The organism is Pseudoduganella sp. R-43, from assembly GCF_049913255.1.
Classification (GTDB): Bacteria; Pseudomonadota; Gammaproteobacteria; order Burkholderiales; family Burkholderiaceae_D; genus Rugamonas.
The window spans coordinates 4231284-4253034 of the sequence record NZ_CP183988.1 but is presented as its reverse complement, the minus strand read 5'-3'; the positions used below and the strand labels follow the sequence as shown (position 1 = coordinate 4253034).

Genomic DNA, 21751 nt, shown 5'->3' with positions numbered 1-21751 from the left:
TGGCGTTCCACGCTATTTCGCTGCTTTTACATGGCCCAAAGCATCCAACCCGGACTCCTGATTTTGCACGGCAACCAGCTGGAAGAGCTGCGCAGCGCCGTGTTCCAGTGGTTGCGCGGCCATCCGCTGGCGCCGCTGGAGCAGGAGATTTTCCTGGTGCAGTCGAACGGCGTGGCCGAATGGCTGAAGATTGCCCTGGCTGAGGAAACGGGCCTGTGCGGCGCCACCCGCGTTGCGCTGCCGGCGCGGCTGCTGTGGGAAATCTATCGGGGCATGCTGGGACATGCGCGCGTGCCGCCGATTTCCGCTTTCGATAAAGGTCCCTTGACCTGGCGCCTGATGCGCCTGCTGCCGCAGTTGCTGGTGCGGGATGCCTTTGCGCCGTTGCGCCATTTCCTGCGCGACGGCGACCCGGAGCGCCGCCTGCAGCTGGCCGAACGCCTGGCCGACCTGTTCGACCAGTACCAGGTGTACCGGGCTGACTGGCTGGAGGACTGGGCTGCGGGCCGCGACCAGCTGCGCAACGCGCGCGGCGAGGCTGTGCCGCTGGCGGCCGACCAGCGCTGGCAGGCCGAGTTATGGCGTGCCGTCGCAGCCAGCGTGCCGGAAGAAGAGCGCGGCCTCGGACGCGCCAGCGTCCATGCAGCCTTCGTCGATGCTGTGCAGCGCGGCGATACGCCGCTGGGCCGGCTGCCGCGCCGCATCGTGCTGTTCGGCGTATCGGCGTTGCCGTACCAGACTTTGCAGGCCATGGCTTCGCTGGCGCGCTTCACCCAGGTGGTGATCGCGGTCCCCAATCCCTGCCGCTACTACTGGGGCGACATCATCGAAGGCCGCGACTTGCTGCGCGCCGCGCGCCACCGCCACGCTGCGCGCAAGGACATCGACTTGTCGGCTGTGCCGCTGGAAGCGCTGCACGCGCACAGCCATCCGCTGCTGGCGAGCTGGGGGCGGCAGGGGCGCGACTATATCCGCATGCTGGACGAATTCGACACCGCCAGCGACCTGGAAGGGCGCGACGACAAGCTGCGCGTGGACCTGTTCGGGGATGAAGCAGGCGGGACGCTGCTGGCGCAGGTACAGGCGGCGGTGCGCGACATGCTGCCGCTGGCCGAGCATCCGCGCGTTGCGCCCGAGGACAGCGACCGCTCCATCGAATTCCACGTGGCGCACAGCGTGCAGCGCGAAGTCGAAATCCTGCATGACCAGTTGCTGGCCATGTTTGCCGCCGATCCCTCGCTGCGGCCGCGCGACGTGGTGGTGATGGTGCCGGATATCGATGTCTTTACCGCCTCGATCCGCGCCGTGTTCGGCCAGCACCGCCGCCATGACCCGCGCTATATCCCGCACGAAATCGGCGACGTCAACGACCGCAGCGTCAATCCGCTGCTGGTGGCGCTGGAGTGGCTGCTGCGGCTGCCGCAGCAGCGTTGCCGCCAGAGCGAGGTGCGCGACCTGCTGGATGTGCCGGCCCTGGCGCGCCGTTTCGGCCTGTCCGAAGACGACTTGCCGACCCTGGGCCAGTGGATCGAAGGCGCCGGCGTGCGTTGGGGCCTGGATGCAGGCCATCGTGCGGGCTTGGGCCTGGCGCCGGCAGGCGAGCAGAATGCCTGGATGTTCGGCGTGCGCCGCATGCTGCTGGGCTATGCGGCAGGCAAGGGCTCGGCCTATGCCGGCGTCGAACCGTATTCGGAAGTTGGCGGGCTGGACGCCGCCCTGGCCGGTTCGCTGGCGCAATTGATCGAGGCCTTGCTGGCCTGGCGCGAACGGCTGGACGTGGCGCGCCGGCCTGCCGATTGGGCCGAGCAGGCGCGCCTGCTGCTGGCAGGCTTCTTCAGCGACCGCGACGAAAGCGACCGCCTGACGCTGGCGCGCCTGGACGATGCGCTGGATAAGTGGCTGGAGACTTGCGAGGACGCCGGTTTCGACGAGGAAGTGCCGCTGGCAACCCTGCGCGAAGCGTGGATGGGCGGCCTTGACGAACCGTCGCTGGAACACCAGTTCGTGTCGGGCGGCGTCACCTTCTGCACCCTGATGCCGATGCGCGCCGTGCCGTTTCGCGTGGTCTGCCTGCTGGGCATGAACGACGGCGACTTCCCGCGCCGCGCCAGCCGCGCCGACTTCGACCTGCTGGCCTTGCCCGGCATGGCGCGTCCCGGCGACCGTTCGCGCCGCGACGACGACCGCTACCTGATGCTGGAAGCCGTGCTGGCCGCGCGCGACAAGCTGTACGTGAGCTGGGTCGGACGCAATGTGCGCGACAACAGCGAACAGCCGCCTTCGGTGCTGGTGGCGCAGTTGCGCGATTACCTGCATGCCGGCTGGGGCCTGGATCTCGCCGCGCGCACCACCTTGCATGCGCTGCAGCCTTTCAGCCGCGCCTACTTCGAGCGCGGCGGCTTGCTGACCTTTGCCGGTGAATGGCGCGCGGCGCATGACGCCGGCGATGCGCCTGCGGCGCCCGTGGCGTTGCCGCCCTACGAGGTGGAAGAGGGGTTCCGGCTGCGGCTTTCCACGCTGGCAGCCTTCCTGCGCCAGCCGGTGCGGCATTTCTTCCGCCAGCGCCTGGGCGTCTACTTTGCCGAATCGGCGATGATTGGCGAGGATGAGGAACCGTTCCAGCTGGACGGCCTTGAACGCTACAACCTGGAAGATGCGATGCTGGCGGACGGCGGCGAAATGGAGCCGATTGAAGAGGTGCGCGCCACCTTGCGCGAACGCGGCCAGCGCCTGCGGCGCCAGGGCGTGCTGCCGATCGGCTTGATCGGCGACCGGGTGCTGGACGAGCTGGTCGAAGAACTGGTGCCTGTGCGGACGGCCTGGCTGTCGCTGCGCGGCACATACAGCGAAGATGCGCCCAAACTGGCCGTCCACCTTAAAGTCGCTGGCCTGGAGCTGGAAGACTGGATCGACCAGTTGCACCGGGCCGAGGGCGCCACGGTATGGCTGATGCAGATGTCGTCGCGCGTGTGCGATAAATCCGGCGCGCCGCGCGGTGAAAAGCTGATCCCGATGTGGCTGCGCCAGCTGGCCGCAGCCGCGCAGGGCCATCCGGTGACCGGCTTCCTGGTTGCGCGTGATGCGATCGTGATCATGGCGCCGCTTGAGCCGCAGGCTGCGCTTGCGGTCCTGGCGCGCATTGCCGAATTGTGGCGGGAGGGAATGGACCAGCCATTGCCCGCAGCCTGCAAGACCGGGCTCGCGCTGGTGATGGAGGGCGATCCGCGCAGCGTCTACGACGGCGGCTTCGAGCTGTCAGGCGAGAACGAGGACCCGTGCCTGGCCCGCCTGTGGCCGGACTTTGCCGCCCTGGCGGGAGACCCCGGCTTTGCGGACACCAGCCGAGCGCTATACCAGCCGCTGGCGGACTGGCTGGCGCAATCGGTTGCGGTGCAGCCGATCGAGGGCGACGGGGAGGGCGAGGCATGAGCATCGCCCTGAATCCGCTCGACTTCCCGCTGCATGGGTCGCGCCTGATCGAAGCCAGCGCCGGCACCGGCAAGACCTGGACCATCGCCGCCCTGTACGTGCGCCTGGTGCTGGGGCATGGCGGCGCGAACGGCTATCGCCGGCCGCTGATGCCGAACGAAATCCTGGTCATGACGTTTACCCGCGCGGCCACCCGCGAACTGTCCAACCGGGTGCGCGAACGCCTGGTGGAAGCGGCAGCGTACTTCCGGGCTGAAACGCCGCAGACACCCGATTCCTACCTGGACGCGCTGCTGGAAGCATTGCCCGACCATGCCGCGCGCCAGCAGGCAGCCTATCGCCTGCAGCTGGCAGCCGAAACGATGGACGAGGCGTCAATCTTCACCATCGATGCCTGGTGCCAGCGCATGCTGCGCGAGCACGCTTTCGACAGCGGCAACCTGTTCGACGAAGAGTTGCTCAGCGACGAGGCGGCGCTGTATGAAGACGCGGTGCATGATTACTGGCGCCAGCAGGTGTACCCGCTGGGCGAACAGGCTTTGCGCGTGCTGCTTTCCGCCTGCCGCGACGTGTCCGCGCTCGGCCGCAGCGTGCGCGACCTGGCGCGCCGGCCCGATGCCGCAGGGCTGGCAGGCCGGGAGCCGCTGGGCGCCATGATCGGCCGCGTGCAGGGCGAGCAGCAGGCCGCGCTGGCGGCGCTGAAGCAAGGCTGGGCCGAGCGGGCAGCGCGCATGGAAAGCTGGATCGCATCCCAGCGCGAGGCCAATCCGAAGTGCTTCAACGGCACCAAGCTGCGCGCCGACAATGTCGCCAAATGGTTCGCGGCCCTGCGCGACTGGGCCAACGATCCTGCGCTGGCCGAGCCGGATATGAACGCCACGCCGTGGTTCCGCCTGACCCCGGCCGGCATGGCCGACGCTTGCGCCAAGGGCTTCGCGCCCGACATTCCGGCGGACTTCGAAGGGATCGCGCCGCTGCGCCGCGCCCTCGATGCCATCGAGCCGCTGCGCCACCACGTACTCCGCCATGCAGCTGCGACGATTGCCGCGCGCATGGAGGAATTGAAACGCCAGCAAAGGCTGTTCGGCTTTGCCGACATGCTGGAGCGCCTGCGCGGTGCGCTGGAAGGCGCCAATGGCGAGGCGCTGCGCCAGCGTATCGTCAACCAGTTCCCGGTGGCCATGGTCGACGAGTTCCAGGACACGGCGCCCAGCCAGTACCGCATTTTCAACCTGCTGTACCAGGTCGCCGCCAACGACCCCGATCTCGGCCTGTTCCTGATCGGCGATCCGAAACAGTCGATCTACGGCTTCCGCGGCGCCGACATCCACAGCTACCTCGATGCGCGCCGTGCCACGCAGGGCCGTCATTACCAGCTTGGCACCAACTTCCGCTCCACGGCGCAGATCGTTGCTGCGGTCAACCAGGTCTTCCTGCACGCGGAAGGCGTGGCCGGGCAGGGCGGGTTTGCGCGCGGGGCGTTCCGCTTCCGCACCGACAAGGGCAATCCGCTGCCGTTCGAGGCTGTGGGCGCGCGCGGCCGCGCGGAGCGGCTGGTGGGCCCGGCCGGCGACATCCAGGCGCTGACGGCCGGCTGCACCATGGAGCAGCTGGGCGCCGACGCCTATCGCGAGTACTTCGCGGAGCAGTGCGCCGAGCATATCGCCTGCCTGCTCAACGACCCGGCTACCGGCTTCCAGGGCGGCGAGGGCTTCAGGCGCCTGCAGCCGGCCGACATCGCCATCCTGGTGCGCGAGCGCCGTGAAGCGGCTGCCGTGCGCCGTTCGCTGCAACGCCGCCTGGTGCCAAGCGTGTACCTGTCCGACCAGGACTCGGTGCTCTCCAGCGACGAAGCTGCGGACATGCTGCGCTGGCTCTCGGCAGTCGCCAACCCGCTCGATGGCCAACTGGCGCGCACCGCGTTTGCCACCCGCACCGCCAACCTGCCGCTGGCAGAACTGGCCCGGTTTTCGGCCGACGAACTGGCCTGGGAGCGCCGCGTCGAACAGCTCAAGGAGTTGCACGTGGTCTGGCAGCGCCAGGGCGTGCTGGCCATGCTGCGCCGCTTCATCCACGACCTTGGCCTGCCTGCGCAGCTGCTGGCGCGGCCCGGCGGCGAACGCAGCCTGACCAACCTGCTGCACCTGGCCGAGCTGCTGCAGCAGGCCAGCCGGCAGCTGGAAGGCGAACAGGCGCTGATACGCTGGCTGGCGGAGCAGATCGACGACGAGACGGACGGCGGCGATGAACGCGTGCTGCGGCTGGAGTCGGACGCGGAGCTGGTCAAGGTGGTTACCGTGCACAAGTCAAAGGGCCTGGAATACCCGCTGGTCTACCTGCCGTTCGCCGTCACGGTGCGCAAGGTGGACAAGCGCAACCGCACCTTCTTCGAATACACCGATGCCGACGGCGAGCGCCGTCTTGACATGCACCTGTCCGAAGAAGGCCAGCTGGCAGCCGAAGCGGCCCGCATCGAGGAAGACCTGCGCCTGCTGTATGTCGCGCTGACGCGCGCCCGGCATTTCCTGTGGCTTGGCGTGGCCGCACTGCCGGCGCGCAAGAAGGACGAAAATACCCTGCACGATTCGGCGCTTGGCTACCTGCTGACCGGCGGCGAGCCGCTGCCTGCCGGCCAGTTGCTGGAAAGCTGGCAGCAGTTGCGCGGCGATTGCGATGCCATTTCCATCGCCCTGCTGGAGCCCGCCGTGCCGGTGACGCGCCTGGCGCGCGCGGTCGAGCGTCCGCCGCTGGAAGCGCCGCTGGCGTACCAGGGCGATTTTGAACGCGACTGGTCGGTCGGCAGCTTCACCTCCCTGGCAAGGCGCAGCGGCAGCGAGCCGTTGCCTGCACCCATGCACGCCGCGCAGGAAACGCTGCTGGAAGGCGAGGAAGAGGGCGCAGCGCTGCGCATCGAGGATACGGCCTGGCACCGCTTCCCGCGCGGCTCGGTGCCCGGCAACTTCCTGCACGACCAGCTGGAAACGCTGGCGCGCGACGGCTTTGCGTCGATCCACCAGGAGCACTATACGGAACGCGCCGCGCGCCAGATCAAGCGCGCCGGCTGGGGCCATCGTGAAGCCGATACCCTGGAATGGCTGAAGGTGATCGTCACCACCGAACTGCCGCCGCTGGGCAGCGCGCTGGACGCGATCGGGCAACTGCTGCCGGAAATGGAATTCTGGTTCCCGAGCGAGCGTCTGGATACAGCGCAGCTGGATCGCCTGTGCCGCCAGCACCTGCTGGACGGCATTGCCCGTCCCGGCTTGCCGCAGCGCGAGCTGCACGGCATGCTGAAAGGCTTCTGCGACCTGGTTTTCGAATACCAGGGCCGGTACTGGGTGCTGGACTACAAATCGAACGCACTGGGCGGCGGCGATGCCGCCTATCACAAGGCTGCGCTGGCGCACGGCATGGCGGCGCACCGCTACGACGTGCAGGGCGCCATCTACATGCTGGCCCTGCACCGGTTGCTGCGCACGCGCCTGGGCGAGTCCTACGACCCGGCCGCGCAACTGGGCGGCGCGATCTTCTACTTCCTGCGCGGGGTCGGCAACGAGCAGACGCGCGGGTGCTACCTGCTGCCGCCCGATGCGCAGCTGCTGGACGGACTGGACGGGCTTTGCCGATGAGTTTTTACGAACATGCCGACATGCTGGCCGAAGGCGGCATGCTGCGCCGCCTGGGTCCTGTGTTTGCGCGCTTTGTGACGGCGCTTGCGCCGGACGGCAGTCCCGCATCGGGCCGGCCGCTGGCGTTGGCCTGCCTGCTGCTGTCCGAGCTCGAAGGACGCGGCCACAGTTGCCTGCAACTGGCGGCGCTGGCCGCCGATCCCTCGCCCATGCTGGGCTGGGGCGAAGACGACTGGCAAAGCCTGTGCGAGGAGGCCGGCGAACTGCCGCAAGGGCTGGCGGGCTGGCACGAATTCCTGCAGGCCTGCCCGCAAGTGCTGGCCTGGCCGGGCGGCGTGGAAAGGGGCCAGCCGCTGGTGCTTGCTGGCGGCCGGCTGTACCTGCGCCGCTACTGGTCGGACGAGAACACGGTGGCAGATGCCGTGCGCGCCCGCACCGGCACGGATAAAGGGGGGCCGCCACCCTCCCTGGTGCGCGAATGGCTGGACCGGCTGTTCACGCACGCCACGCGCGAGGGCGGGGCCGACTGGCAGAAGATCGCCTGCGCGGTCGCTACGCGCGGCGGCCTGGCAGTCATCACCGGCGGTCCCGGCACCGGCAAGACTTATACGGTGGCGCGCCTGCTTGCCTTGCTGTTTGCGGTTGAAGGCGTCCATGCCGACCAGCTGCGCGTGGCGCTCGCGGCGCCAACCGGCAAGGCTGCCGCGCGCCTGAAGCAGGCCATTGACGGCGCGCTGGGCGACCTGGAGCAAAGCCTTGGCGGCGCATTGCCGCTGCGTGAGCTGGCGCAGCGCATGGGCGGCGCCCGCACCCTGCATTCCCTGCTCGGTGCACGTCCGGAGACGCGCGCCTTCCGCCACAATGCCGGCAATCCGCTCGACGTGGACGTGCTGATCGTCGATGAAGCGTCGATGGTGCACCTGGAAATGATGGCGGCCCTGCTCGATGCCTTGCCCGCCGGCGCGCGCCTGGTCCTGCTGGGCGACAAGGACCAGTTGGCATCGGTGGAAGCGGGTTCGGTGCTGGGCGACCTGTGCCATGATGCGCAGGCCGGTGGCTACGACGCCGCCACGGCGGCCTTTGTGGAAGCGGCATCGGGCCAGGCCATCCCGCCGGAATTCCTCGGCAATGCCGGCGCCCTGGCGCAGCAGACCGTCATGCTGCGCCAGAGCCGCCGTTTCGGCGGCCCGATCGGCCAGTTGGCCGTTGCCGTCAATCACGGCGATGCCGACGCGGCCCGCGCCGTGCTGCGCGCCGACAGCGGGGGACAACTGCACTGGAACGAAGCGGCGCAGCAGGAGGACATGCTGCGCCTGGCAGTCGAAGGCTACCGGCCTTTCCTGCAGATGGTCAGGCAGGGCCCCGGCGCTGCCGGCCATGATGCCTGGGCCGCCGGCGTGCTGGCTGAATTCGAAGGTTTCCGCCTGCTGTGCGCCGTGCGCGAGGGCGAATGGGGCGTCTCGGGCCTGAACGACAGCATTGCGCAGCGCCTTGAACAGCTTGACTTGCTGAAGCGGCGCGGCGACTGGTATGTAGGACGCCCGGTCATGGTCACGCGCAACGACTACGCCACGGGCGTGTACAACGGCGATATCGGGCTGGCGCTGCCCGACCCCGCGCGCTCCGGTTCCTTGCGCGTGTATTTCTCGGAGGGCGGCCAGGTGCGCAGCGTGCTCGCGACCCGCCTGCGCAATGTGGAAACGGCTTTCGCCATGACGGTGCACAAATCGCAGGGTTCGGAATTCAGCCACACGGTGCTGGTGCTGCCGCGCGAAGCGCCCAGCGTGCTGGCGCGCGAACTTGTGTACACCGGCATCACGCGCGCCCGCCAGCGCTTTACGCTGCTGACGCCCAATCCGGGCGTGCTGCCGGATGCGATCCGGCGCCGCACCGAACGCACCAGCGGCCTACGCAGCCTGCTCGCCTGATTCGCCGCCTGTCTGCAGGTCGGCGTGGATCGCCTGCAGCACAGCGTCCAGGGCCGGCGCAAGCGCCGCCAGTTCCGGCGCCGCGTCGCCGCCGGCGCGCAGCGCCCCGAGCACCCCTGCCGCGGCCTGGCGCAAGGCCTCCATGCCCAGCTGCGCCGACAGCGCGGCCAGCGTGTGCGCCATCCGCTGCGCGCGCTGGCGGTCGCCCAGGGCCACGGCATCGCCAACGGCCACGTGCAGGGCGGCCTGGCCCTGCAGGAACTGGCCCAGCATCTTGCGCAGTTGCGCGTGGTTGCCATGCAGGCGCGCCAGGGCGCCGGCCATGTCGGCGCCGAGGGCGCTCAGCGCAGGAAATGCCGCTTGCGCAGCCGCCTGCGCTTCGGCGCAAGCGACTGCGCCCGGCAGCGCATGGCGGAACAGGGCGGTGAAGACAAAGCGGTTGCCTTCGGCCGGATCGCTTTCCAGCAGCAGGTGGCCGCCCATCATGGCTGCCAGCTGGCGCGCCACCGAAAGGCCCAGTCCTGCTGCCGAATCGCCCGGCCCCACCGGCTCGTAGAGCTGGACTGCGGCGTCGCGCGCCGCGCCGGTGTCGCGTACTTCCCAGCGCAGTACCGTGCCATCTTCGGCGCCGGCGTCTTCGCGCCGCAGCAGCAACTGCACCTTGCCCCGCTCCGTGAATCTGACCGAATGCGCCAGCAAATGCTGCAGCAGCTGCTGCAGGCGGGCCGCGTCGCCTACCAGTTCTTCCGGCAGCGCCGCCTCCACGCTGCATTCGAGCAGCAGGCCTTTGGCATGCGCCGCAGCCTGCCATTCCGCGCAAGCCTGTTCGGCCGCGCGGCGCGCGCTGAAGACGCATTCTTCCATGTGGAACTTGCCAGCCTCGATGCGCGAGAAATCGAGGATATCATTGAACATCGCCATCAGGCTGGCGGCAGCGCCGTCGACCTGTTCGAGGTAGCCGCGCTGGCGCGCATCGAGCGGCCCGCGCAAGGCCAATTCCGTCAGGCCGATGATGGCATTGAGCGGCGTGCGGATCTCGTGGCCCATATTGGCCAGGAAGGCGCCCTTGCTGCGATGGGCGTGGTCGCTTGCCTCGTGGGCCGCGGCAATGGCCCGCTCGGCCTGGCGCAGTTCCGTGACGTCGATGCCAAAGCTGAGCAGGGCGATCTCGCCTTCCTCCAGGGCGCTGTGGTGCCAGGCGATGCGGCGCTCATCGCCCGACGCCGTCTGCAGCAGATGCTCGTGGCCGGCCGGCATGGCGCGGAACTGTTCGGGGTGCCCGCCTTCCGGCCATTGCGACACGGCCGACATGGGCAGCAGCGGCAGGTCGCGCCAGACGCGTCCCAGCACGCTGTCGCGGCTGCAGCCTGTGACCTGGACCGCCGTTTCGTTGAAGATCAGTACTTCGCCCTCATGCCCGAGCCCCAGCACCAGCATGTCGGCGCTGTTCAACAGGCGGTCCAGCAGCTGGCGCGTGCAACGCAGCTTGCGCTCGGACTCGCTGCGCGCAGCGGCGGACGCGGCCAGGCTCGCCTGCAGCGCATGCAGGGACGAGAGCAGCTCGCCCGCTTCGTCGGGGAAGGGCGGCGGGGCGGGCGATGCCAGGTCGCCGCCGCGCACACGCTGCGCAATCGCCAGCGCCTGCGCAAGCGGTTGCGTGATGCTGCGGCTGATCAGCCATGCCATGCCGATGGCAAGCGCCAGCGAAGCGGCCAGGATGGCCAGCAGCAGCGTGTTGTCGAAGCGGATGCGTTCGGCTGCCTGGCCTTCGGTAAAGCGTGCGCGGCTTGCCGCCAGGTTCACCAGGTCGTCCACCACTTGCCGGTGCTGCTCGTAATGGCGCTGCATCTTGGCCAGCGCATGGTCGGCGCGCGGCCGGTCGCCCAGCTCCAGCGCGGGCACCAGCTGGCCGAACGCTTCGTTGTAAAAAGCCGTGGCCTGGATGTTGGCCTGCTTGAGCGATTCGGCCAGGCTGCCGTCCAGGGCCTGGCCCTGCCAGTAATGGACGCGCGCCACCTGTTGCGCGTGCAGTGCGCGCAGGCGCTGCGCCAGCTGTTCGCGTTCGACCTGGCTGCCGGCCGTTGCCAATTGCTGCGCGACGAGGAACGATTCAATGATGTACAGCGGCGGCGGCAGCACGTCCGCAATCAGGTCCTTGCCCTGCACCACGTCGCCGTACAGCGGGCCGTTGACGCGCAATTGGTCCAGGGTGCGGAACGACCAGAATCCGTACAGCAGGAAGCCGCCGGCGAAGATCCCCACCAGGATCGCCAGGCGGCGTGCGAAGCGCAGCTTGCGCAGCAGGTCCATGGTGCCTCTCGGCAGCGAACCCCGTCAGGCGTCTTACATGCGGCGGCGACGGCGTTCCGTTGTGCGCACGGCCTTCTTGCGCGGGCTGGATGCTTTCATCACTTTGGGAGCGTTGTCGCCCGCCAGCAGGCGGCGGATGTTCAGCGCATCCATCAGGCGCGCTGAATTGCCCCCGGCGTTCAGCAGCACCAGGGTTGCTGCGCGGCCGGCTTCCGTGATGCGCATGATCAGGCAGCGGCCCGCTTCTTCGGTGTAGCCGGTCTTGGACAGGCCGATATCCCAGCCCTTGGCGCCGACCAGGCGGTTGGTGTTGTGGTACTGCACCATGCGCCCCTTCATATTGATCACTTCCTCGGTATCGGTAGTGATGCGGCGGATCTCGGGATACTGGGCGGCGGCGGCAGCCATTTTCACCAGGTCGGCCGCGTTCGATGTATTGTTAGGCGACAGGCCGGTCGGTTCATCGATCCGGGTGCTGGTCATGCCGAGCTGCTGGATCTTGGCGTGCACCGCGGCAGTAAAGGCGGCCGGGCCGCCGGGGAATGTGCGGGCCAGCGCGGCCGCGGCGCGGTTATCGGACGACATCAGCGCCAGTTGCAGCACTTCGCCGCGCGACAGGGTGGCGCCGACCGGCACGCGCGAGGTGCTGTGCTTGAGCGTATCGACATCGTCCTTGTCGATGCTGATCTGCTCGTCCATATCAAGCTTGGAGTCGAGCACGACCATTGCGGTCATCAGTTTAGTCAGGGAGGCGATCGGAACAACGGCGGTGGCGTTCTTCTCGACCAGCACTTTGCCAGTCTCATCCTCGACGACAAGCACGGATTGCGAGCCCAAAGGCACGGCAAACGCGGCTGCGGAGATCGACATCAGCAGGGCTGCGGTTATTTTCTTGAACATGATGGGTTTGATGCGTTCGTTCGGGGCGGAATATTGCTGGATTAAGGGCAATATTCTAAATAAGGACGATATCACTATCGGGTTAACTCGTCCAGCAAACGTCAATCATGCGCAACTGAACAATAAAATCCATGGCGTGCGGCACGCGCGGCGGGAATGCTGGTATTGTTATTCGATAATATTTCCTTCTTGAAATTTGCCATGTTGGTAATTGAGAGAATTGCAAAATATCGCTTGCGGGCCTGGGCTGTGGTCGCGCTATTGGCCGCGGCGGCGGCCCTGCTGGCCGGCAGCAGCTACCGCGCCAGGCTGGAACAGGCCAGGCTGGAATTATTGAATATCGACGTGCAGCGCGACGCTATTGCTGCAATGTCATTAACCCTGGACAGTAACTTGATGGGGGCGATTTCCCTGCTCGGATTGATTGAGCCGGATATCAAAAAAGACAGTACCGAACCAATTCCCGCCAACCAGCCGAAAATATCGGCCTTATTGGAAAACGTGGCCCGCAGCCAGCAAATCCAGGGTTTATTCGTGGTGGGCCGGGACGGCTTCGTCAAATCGTCCTGGGACGATAGCGGAAAACCGTCGACCGGCATCGACGTGCGCTTCCGGCCTTATTACAAGGAAGCCATCGCCGGGCGCAATAATATCTACGCCGCCGTCAGCCTGGCGCGCGGCGACCATGCCCTGTATTTCGCGGCCCCGGTCTACGCCGGCATGGCGCGCCGCGGCGATCCGGTGGGCGTGGTGGTGGCGCGCACCGGCATGGACAAGCTGGAGCGCCTGCTGGCGCGCAGCGGCCAGGCCGCCATCCTGCTGTCGCCGCAAGGCGTGGTGTTTGCCAGCAGCCGGCGCGAATGGCGCGGCATGCTGGCCGGCGAGGTGACGCCGGCCCGGGTGGCGGGCATCCGGGCCGTGCGCCAGTTCGGCAAATTGTTCGAAGAGAAGGAGCCGCGCCCGCTGCCGCTCAAGCTGGCGCCGGGCATGGTGCAGGGCGAAGGCCGGCATTTTGCGGTGGCCTCGGCCAGCGTGGACTGGCACGATCCATCCGGTGCCTGGCAGCTGGTGGTGCTGGAAGACCTGGGCCAGAGCGTGCCGCCGGGCAGCGGCCTGCCTGCCGCTGCCATGGCGGCGGCCGTGGTGCTCCTGCTCGGGGCGGCCGGCCTGCGCGCCGTGCGCAGCCAGGCGGCGCAGCAGCGCGCCCACCGCGAACTCGAACGCGTGGCGCAGGAGCAGCAACTGCGCGCCGAGCGCAAGATGCAGCTGGCCCAGGTGGCGCTGCAGATGCAGCAGGCAAGCGACCGCCATGCCCGCCTCACGGCCTTCCTCGACCAATGCCACCTGCTGTTCGGCGCCATGCAGGGCAGCATCTACGCTGCCGTAGCCGATGGCCTGGTGCTGGCCGCCAGCTATGCCTGCACTGCGCCGCCGGCGCGCTTGGCGCTGGGCGAGGGCCTGCTTGGCCAGTGCGCCCTGGAACGCGAAGCGCGCATCGTCGACGCCAGCGGCGCGGGCGCGGCATGGCGCATCCGGTCCGGGCTGGGCGAGGCGCCGCCGGGCGCCTTGCTGCTGGCGCCAGTCCAGCTGCAAGGCCGCCTGCTGGGAGCCGTGGAACTGGCGCTGCTTGCAACCCCGGATGCGGCGGCTTATGAACAATTCCTGTCAGCGCTCGACCTGCTGGCAATCAATATGACTGAGTAGGGAGGAAGCGTGGCCCGCTTACTGACGCGACTTGAAAAACTGGGCCTGACGTGGAAGCTCGCGCTGGGTTTTGGCGGCAGCCTGTTGATCACGCTGGCGTTCGGGCTGCACAACGTCACCACCCAGGCCCGGCTGCATGACGAGATCCTCGGCATCTACAAGAATGACTTGCTGGGCATCTCCGACGCCAAGGATGCGCTGATCCAGTTCGCTCAGCGCGGGCGGGCCTTGCAGCAAGCCTTGCTGGCGCGCGACAGGGCTGGCCGCGAGTATGCAATGTCCATGCTCGAAGAGGCCCAGCGCAAGCAAGACCGCGCGCTGGAGGAACTGCGCCCGCGCATCATCCGCGAAGCGAACCGCAAGAACCTGGCCGAATTCGAAACGGCCTACGCCGACTATCACCTGCGCGTGGACGACGCGCTGCGCCTGTTGCGCGCCGGCCAGGTGGAGCAGGCCGTCGCCGTGGTGGCGGATCCGGCGTTCCAGGAACACGCCATCCGCGCCAATAATGCCTTGACGCGCATCGCCGAAATCAAGGAAGACAGCGCGCGCCACCAGATCGAAGAGATGCAGGCTTTGTCGCGCTACGAAAAGCAGCTCACCTATGGCTTGCTGGGCCTGAGCCTGGTGCTGGGCGTGCTTTTCAGCTACCTGGTGGGACGTTCGGTGCGGCTGCCTTCGGACCGCCTGCGCAGCGCCGTGCAGCAGCTGGCCAAGGGCAAGCTGGGTGCCGAAGTGCCGCTGACCGACTTCCCGAACGAGATGGGCAGCCTGGCGCGTTCGATCAAGGTGCTGCAGGAGGAAGCGTGCAAGATGGAGGCGCAGCGCTGGCTCAAGACCCACCTGGCGGCGATCGGCAACGACCTGCAATCGGCGGAAAGCGCGGAAGACCTGGCGACGCGCACGCTGGCGCTGCTGGCGCCGCTGGTGCAGGCTGGCCACGCGGCCTTCTACCGGCATGAGGCGGAAGAGGGCAGCCTGGCGCTGCTGGCCGGCTATGCGATGCGCGGCAGGTCCGCGGCGCAGCAGCGTTTCCTGCTCGGCGAAGGGCTGGTCGGGCAGTGCGCGGCGCAGCGCAAGCCGATCGTCATGCGCCAGGCGCCGGCGGGCTATGTGCGCATCGGCTCCGCGCTGGGCGAGGCCGACCCTGCCAGCATTGCCATCGTGCCGGTGCTGCGCAATGAACGCCTGCTGGGCGTGCTGGAACTGGCAACGCTGGAGCCTTACGGCGACCAGGCCCAGGCGCTGCTCGATGGCGCGCTGCCGGTGATCGCGATGAATATGGAAATCCTGGAGCGCAACGAGCGCACCAGGCTGCTGGAAGAGCGCAGCCGGCTGGTGCTGGGCGCCGTCAGCGACGGCATCGTCGGCCTCGACCTGGCCGGCCGGGTCACCTTCGTCAACCCGGCGGCGCCGGCCTTGCTTGGCTACGAGGAAGGCGAGCTGGTAGGCGCCGAATGGCAACAGGATGGCGAGCTGCTGAAGCGCAAGGACGGCAGCGCCTTCCCGGTGGACTACGCGGACCGGCCCATGTACAAGGATGGCGCGCAGGTCGGCTCGGTGGTGGTGTTTCGCGACATCACCGAACGCAAGCAGCTGGAAGAGCAGATCAAGCGCAGCAACTTCCTCGGCGATATCGCGCTGGAAATGACCGGCTGCGGCTACTGGGTGGTGGACTACAGCGATCCCGAATACTACACGCAGTCCGAACGCGCCGCGCGCCTGCTGGGCGAACCGCCGCGGCCCGGCGGCCGCTACCACCTGCAGGACGAATGGTTTGCGCGCGTGGTGGAAGCCGATCCCGAAGGGGCGCTGCGCGTGGCGGCCCGGGTGCAGGGCGCCCTCGACGGCAGCTACGACAAGTTCGACGCGGTGTATGCCTACAAGCGCCCGCTCGACGGCCGGGTGATCTGGCTGCACGCCGTCGGCACCGTGGTGCGCGACGAGCAGGACGGCACGCCGCGCTTCATGTATGGCGTCTACCAGGACATCACTGCGCAAAAAGCTGCCGAGGACGAGCTGCGCGTGGCCAAGGAGCAGGCGCAGGCCGCCACTCGTGCCAAGAGCGATTTCCTGGCCAATATGAGCCACGAAATCCGCACCCCGATGAACGCCATCATCGGCATGTCGCACCTGGCGCTGCAGACCAAGCTCGATAAGCGCCAGCGCAACTACGTCGAGAAGGTGCAGCGCGCCGGCGAGAACCTGCTGGGCATCATCAACGACATCCTCGACTTCTCGAAGATCGAGGCCGGCAAGATGACGGTGGAACAGGTTGAATTCGACCTCGATGACGTGCTGGACAACCTGGCCAACCTGATCGGCTTCAAGGCCGAGGACAAGGGCCTTGAACTGCTGTTCCAGGTAGCGCCGGAATTGCCGACCGGCCTGGTGGGCGATCCGCTGCGCATCGGCCAGGTGCTGGTCAACCTGGCCAATAATGCCGTCAAGTTCACCGAGCAGGGCGAGGTGGTGGTCGGCATCGAACAGTCGGCGCAGGACGCGGCGGGCGTTGAACTGCACTTCTGGGTGCGCGACTCCGGCATCGGCATGAGCGAGGCGCAGAGCGCCAAGCTGTTCCAGTCCTTCAGCCAGGCCGATGCCTCCACCACGCGCAAATACGGTGGCACCGGCCTGGGCCTGGTGATCTGCAAGAACCTGCTGGAGCTGATGGGCGGGCGCATCTGGGTCGAAAGCGCGCAAGGCATGGGCTCCACCTTCCACTTCACCGCACGCTTCGGATTGCAGGCCAACCCGAAGCCGCGCCGCATGTTCCGGGCCGACGAATTGCTCGGCGTGCGGGTCCTGGTGGTGGACGACAATGCGTCGGCGCGCGAAATCCTGTCCACGGTCGCACGCTCCTTCGGGCTGGAAGTGGACGTGGCGCTGGGCGGGCAGCAGGCGCTGGACATGGCTGCGCGTGCCGGGCAGAAGGCCATGCCGTACGACCTGATCCTGATGGACTGGAAGATGCCGTCCATGGACGGGGTGGAAACGGTGCGGCGCCTGCAATCGGGGGACGCCGGCCGGCTGCCGGCGGTGATCATGGTGACCGCCTACGGCCGCGAGGAAGCCTTGACCAGCGCGGAGGAGCGCCGGGTCCGGCTCAAGTCCGTGCTGACCAAGCCGGTAACGCCGTCTGCCCTGCTGGAAGCGGTGGGCGAGGCCCTGGGCAAGGGCGTGCTGGCCGAGGGGCGGCGTGCGGCCGAGCGCGACATGCACCAGGTCGACGTCATGGCGCGCCTGTCAGGCACGCGCGTGCTGCTGGTCGAAGACAACGAGATGAACCAGGAGCTGGCGATCGACCTGCTGGGCAAGGCCGGCATCGAAGCGGTGCTGGCGCGCCATGGGCAGGAAGCGCTGGACATCCTGGCACAGGACACGCGCTTTGACGGCGTGCTGATGGACTGCCAGATGCCCGTGATGGATGGCTTCCAGGCCTCGCGCGCGATCCGCGCCAATCCAGCCCTGGACAAATTGCCGATTATCGCGATGACGGCCAACGCCATGGCCGGGGACCGCGAGAAGGTGCTGGCCAGCGGCATGCAGGACCATATCGCCAAGCCGGTCAACGTGGCCGAAATGTACGCCACGCTGGCGCGCTGGCTGCGGCCGGCACCGGGCGAGGGCCAGGCCGGCATGCTGCCTGCCGCGTCCAATGCGCACGCCGCCTCCGTCGATGCCGCCGGCGGCAAGCCAGCGCCGCTGCCGGCGCTGCCGATGGTCGACGTCCGGGCCGGACTCGCGACCTCCATGGGCGACGAAAAGCTATACCGCCGCCTGCTGGTGAAGTTCCGCGACGGCCAGCAGGACTTCGCCGCCATGTTCGTGCACGCGCTCATGGGCGGCGATGCGACTGCGCCGGAGCGGCTGGCGCATACCTTGAAGGGCGTGGCCGGCAATATCGGTGCGCGCAGCGTGCAGGAGGCTGCGCAGGCGCTGGAGCAGGCGTGCCAGAACGGGGCCGCGCGCGAGGACCTGGAACGCCTGCTGGCAATGGTGCTGGTGGAGCTCGATCCGCTGCTGGCAGCGCTGCGCGCGCTCGACGCAGAAATGCGCGGCGGCGCCGTGCACCCTGCGCTGGTGCCTGCCATGCCGGCCGCCGCACCGCCGCTTGGCCGCCTGCGCCACCTGCTGGCGGACAGCGACTCGGAAGCGGCCGAGCTGTGGGAGGCGGAGCTGGCGCAATTCAAGGCGGCCTTGCCCGATCACTGGCGACGAATTGAAAACGGAATTGGTAACCTGGACCTGGAAGCCGCGCTGGCGGCGCTGGACGAAGCAATGGTAAGCCTGGAGGAAAAGTGAGATGGAACTGGAACTGATCGCAAGGAAAACCGTGCTGCTGGTCGACGACTCGCCCGACAACCTGGTGCTGATGAACGACCTGCTGAAAGACCTGTACAAGGTGAAGGTCGCCAACAGCGGCGAGAAAGCCCTGCGCATCGCCACCACCGGCCAGCCGCCGGACGTGGTGCTGCTCGACGTGATGATGCCCGAGATGGACGGCTATGAGGTATGCCGCCGCCTGAAAGCCAATCCGGCCACCCGCGACATCCCCATCATCTTCCTGACCGCGAAGTCGGAGGTGGAGGACGAACAGCTTGGCCTGGACCTGGGCGCGGTCGACTACATCACTAAGCCAATCAGCCCGGCGATCACGCTGGCCCGGGTGCGCAACCACCTGATGCTGAAGGAGCATGCCGACTTCCTGCGCGACCAGAACGAATTCCTGGAACAGGAGGTGCGCGAACGTACGCGCGAAGTGGTGGCAATCCAGGACGTCACCATCCTCGCCATGGCATCGATGGCCGAAACCCGCGATTCCGAAACCGGCAACCATATCCGCCGCACACAGTTCTACGTCAAGGCGCTGGCTGAACGCCTGAAAGGCCATCCTCGCTTCAGTGCGGTGCTCACCGACAGCTACATCAACCTGCTGTTCAAATCCGCCCCGCTGCACGATATCGGCAAGGTCGGCATCCCCGACCGCATCCTGCTCAAGCCCGGCAGGTTCGAGCCGCACGAATTCGAAATCATGAAGACCCACACCACGCTGGGCCGCGCCGCCATCGAGCACGCGGAACGCTCGCTGGGCACGCCGATGGCGTTCCTGTCGATCGCCAAGGAGATCGCTCATTCGCACCAGGAAAAATGGGATGGTTCAGGCTATCCGGAAGGGCTGGCCGGCGAAGCGATCCCGGTTTCGGCGCGGCTGATGGCCGTGGCGGATGTGTACGACGCCCTGATCAGCCGCCGCGTCTACAAGGACGGCATGCCGCATGAGCAGGCGGTACAGATCATCACCGAGGGCAAGGGAAAACACTTTGATCCCGACATTGTTGATGCATTCATCGGGTTGCAGGAGGAGTTCCGCGCCATCGCGGCGCGGTTCCATGATACCGACCATGACATGGCCGAGAAGAAGGCGCAGATTGAGCGCCTGACGAAAGCGTAAGGCTTACTTCGAGCTGTAGATCTTGTCGAACTCGCCGCCGTCGTCGAAGTGCTTCTTCTGGGCTGCGCGCCAGCCGCCGAATACTTCATCCACGGTGAACAGCGAGATCGGCTTGAAGTTGGCCGCATACTTCTTGAACACGGCGTCCGAGCGCGGGCGCAGGTAGTGCTTGGCGATGATCTCCTGGCCGCCTTCCGAGTACAGGAAATTCAGGTAGGCAGTGGCCTCCTTGCGGATGCCTTTCTTGTCCACCACCTTGTCCACCACGGCCACCGGCGACTCCGCCAGGATCGAGGACGATGGATATACCACTTCGAAGTCGTCGCCGAATTCGGCGCGCACCAGGTTCACTTCGTTTTCAAAGGTCACCAGCACGTCGCCGATCTTGCGCTGGGTGAAGGTAGTGGTGGCTGCGCGGCCGCCAGCATCCAGCACCGGCACGTTCTTGAAGATCTTGCCGACCAGTTCACGGGCATGCGCTTCATTGCCGCCTTTCTTCAGCACCGAACCCCAGGCCGCCAGATAAGTGTAGCGGCCATTGCCCGCGGTTTTGGGATTCGGGATCACGACGGCCACGCCCGGCTTGGCCAGGTCGGCCCAGTCCTTGATTGCCTTTGGATTGCCCTTGCGCACCAGGTAGACCATGGTGGAGTAGGCCGGCGCCGCATTGTTCGGGAATTTTTTGGCCCAGTCCTGTACCACCAGGCCGCGGTCGGCCAGCATGTCGATGTCGTTGGCCTGGTTCATGGTCACCACTGACGCTTCCAGGCCATCGGCCACGGCGCGCGCCTGCTTGGAAGAGCCGCCGTGCGACTGCTTGACGGTGACGTCGACGCCCGTGCTCTTCTTGTACGCGGCCGCGAAAGCCGGGTTGATGTCCTTATACAGTTCACGTGCCACGTCATAGGACACGTTCAGCAGGGTCACTTCGGCGGCCGATGCGCCCGAAGCAAAACCGAAGGTCGCCGCGGCCAGTGCGGTGCTGAGTGCAAATGCGAATTTGTTATAAGTCATGGCAATCTCTATTGTGAAAACAGATATGCATGGTCTAGAATCTCGCGCCGAAAGGAAACTACTTATTCGTTATAAGCTTAGTCTCGGCCCCGGATAAGCTTGCGTGCACGCGGCCTCATACGGGGTTTTTGCCGCTGGTGTATATTCCGGTTATTGAATACCTGTGAGCACGCATGAGTTTTGAAATTCGCCGCGCGGAAGCGAAAGACGCCACGGCTGCCTGTGAGGTGCTGCGACGCTCAATCGCCGAATGTTGTGTGCTTGACCATAAAAACGATCCCGCCATTCTTGGCGCATGGCTTGGCAACAAGACGCCGGAAACGGTCGCGTCCTGGTTTGCTTCGCCCACCAACTATTCGCTGGTGGCGGTCGAGCAGGGCGCCGTGGTCGGCGTCGCCTTGCTGACCGCGGCCGGCAAGCTGGCCCTGTGCTATCTGCTGCCCGAAGTGCGCCAGCGCGGCGCAGGCAAGGCCCTGCTGGCCTGCGTCGAACAGCAAGCCTGCAGCTGGGGCGTCAAAGCCTTGCAACTCCACAGCACTGCAACCGGCGAGGAATTCTTTGCCCGCCAGGGCTATCTGCGTGCCGGCAATGTGCGCTCGCCTTACGGTGTCGACACGGTCTTCTTCTGGAAGCAGCTTGATGGCACCGTGTGCGATGCCAGCAAGCCGAAGCGCTTCTGCGGCTGCAACTAGGGTTCAGGCGTAATAGTCGAGACCTTGTTCATGGCGCCGGAATAGTTCGACCAGCATGTCACGTTCCGACTCGTTCCTTGCCCAGTCAGGCCGCAGTTGGAAGTGCGGCTGGTCGACGATCGTGGTCCATTTTCCGCCCCATTCAAGCCCCAGGTCCTGCCCGAGGCCGCCGACCACCTTGTACTTGGGCGAAGTGGGGAGGTATTTGGTGCCATCGAAGACCCCCACATCGAATGCAATGCCATAGTTGTGGTTTGACTGGCCGCCCTTGGCGTTGGTCACCTTCTTGCCCGGCGTCGTGCGGCCCTGGGCGTACAGCTTGTCCTGCTCCGCAAATGAGCGCAGGCCGCTGATTACCTTGATGTCGATGCCGATCGAAGCGGCCTTGTTGACCAGGGCCCTGGCATATGACCTGGCTGTCGGGTGCAAGGTGAGGATGACGGCCTCACTTCGTGCGTCGACATTTCCGGATAGTTCCGCCGGCACTTCCTCGCCGACGATCTTCGAATAGATGGCGGCCCAGGTGATGGGGCCGGGGCGTCCATCGGCTTCAATGCCCAGCTTGCGCTGGACTGCGCGTATCACCATTTCAGTATCCATGGCCGAATCCTCCGCAGCGTTGCCTTGTAAGATTCGTCCTATGATCTGCCGGAAAATGCCTCAAAAGTCTCGCAAATACTCACCTGTTGC

General features: G+C 66.8%; 11 protein-coding genes. 7 read left to right on the top strand and 4 right to left on the bottom strand.

Features of this window, described 5'->3' with window-relative positions; genetic code table 11:
• Positions 1 to 30 precede the first annotated feature (30 nt).
• Genes recC through recD form a run of 3 tightly spaced genes read left to right on the top strand, consistent with a single transcriptional unit; the run spans position 31 to position 8986 of the window.
• Entirely contained in the window at positions 31 to 3429 is a 3399-nt protein-coding gene (gene recC / locus ACN9M3_RS19200) for an exodeoxyribonuclease V subunit gamma (protein WP_426162108.1), read from the top strand.
• Positions 3426 to 7058: an exodeoxyribonuclease V subunit beta gene (gene recB / locus ACN9M3_RS19195; RefSeq protein WP_426318327.1), complete on the top strand. Its 3633-nt coding sequence runs from the start codon at positions 3426 to 3428 to the stop codon at positions 7056 to 7058. The genes recC and recB overlap by 4 nt, the downstream gene beginning before the upstream one ends.
• Positions 7055 to 8986, top strand: a complete 1932-nt coding sequence (gene recD / locus ACN9M3_RS19190; protein WP_426318326.1) for an exodeoxyribonuclease V subunit alpha — start codon at positions 7055 to 7057, stop codon at positions 8984 to 8986. Before recB ends, recD begins: the two co-directional genes overlap by 4 nt.
• Here the strand turns inward: recD and ACN9M3_RS19185 are convergent.
• Positions 8966 to 11296, bottom strand: a complete 2331-nt coding sequence (locus ACN9M3_RS19185) for a histidine kinase dimerization/phospho-acceptor domain-containing protein (RefSeq protein ID WP_426318325.1) — start codon at positions 11294 to 11296, stop codon at positions 8966 to 8968. The two genes, recD and ACN9M3_RS19185, sit on opposite strands and share 21 nt — an antisense overlap.
• 33 nt (positions 11297 to 11329) lie before the next feature.
• Positions 11330 to 12196: a serine hydrolase gene (locus ACN9M3_RS19180; RefSeq protein ID WP_426318324.1), complete on the bottom strand. Its 867-nt coding sequence runs from the start codon at positions 12194 to 12196 to the stop codon at positions 11330 to 11332.
• Between the two features lie 234 nt (positions 12197 to 12430).
• Here ACN9M3_RS19180 and ACN9M3_RS19175 point away from each other — a divergent pair, with 234 nt between their 5' ends.
• From ACN9M3_RS19175 to ACN9M3_RS19165, 3 genes are read left to right on the top strand one after another with little or no spacing between them, the layout of a single operon-like run.
• A complete protein-coding gene (locus ACN9M3_RS19175; protein ID WP_426318323.1) occupies positions 12431 to 13900 on the top strand; it encodes a cache domain-containing protein in 1470 nt (489 codons plus the stop codon).
• Between the two features lie 9 nt (positions 13901 to 13909).
• On the top strand, positions 13910 to 18205 hold the full coding sequence (locus ACN9M3_RS19170; protein WP_426318322.1) for a response regulator: 4296 nt from the start codon (positions 13910 to 13912) through the stop codon (positions 18203 to 18205).
• A gap of 1 nt (position 18206) precedes the next feature.
• Positions 18207 to 19355, top strand: a complete 1149-nt coding sequence (locus ACN9M3_RS19165) for a response regulator (RefSeq protein ID WP_426162099.1) — start codon at positions 18207 to 18209, stop codon at positions 19353 to 19355.
• A 3-nt stretch (positions 19356 to 19358) separates the two neighbouring features.
• Here ACN9M3_RS19165 and ACN9M3_RS19160 read toward each other — a convergent pair whose 3' ends face one another.
• Positions 19359 to 20369, bottom strand: coding sequence for a sulfate ABC transporter substrate-binding protein (locus ACN9M3_RS19160; RefSeq protein WP_426162097.1), 1011 nt, complete (start codon positions 20367 to 20369; stop codon positions 19359 to 19361).
• Positions 20370 to 20542: 173 nt separating this feature from the next.
• On the opposite strand from ACN9M3_RS19160, the gene ACN9M3_RS19155 reads away from it, so the two are divergent.
• Complete coding sequence (locus ACN9M3_RS19155; RefSeq protein WP_426162095.1) at positions 20543 to 21061, top strand: GNAT family N-acetyltransferase; 519 nt, start codon at positions 20543 to 20545, stop codon at positions 21059 to 21061.
• Between the two features lie 3 nt (positions 21062 to 21064).
• On the opposite strand, the gene ACN9M3_RS19150 is transcribed toward ACN9M3_RS19155, so the two are convergent.
• Positions 21065 to 21661 carry a M15 family metallopeptidase gene (locus tag ACN9M3_RS19150; protein WP_426162094.1) on the bottom strand — a complete coding sequence of 199 codons (597 nt, stop codon included), beginning with the start codon at positions 21659 to 21661 and terminating at the stop codon, positions 21065 to 21067.
• Positions 21662 to 21751: the final 90 nt, after the last annotated feature.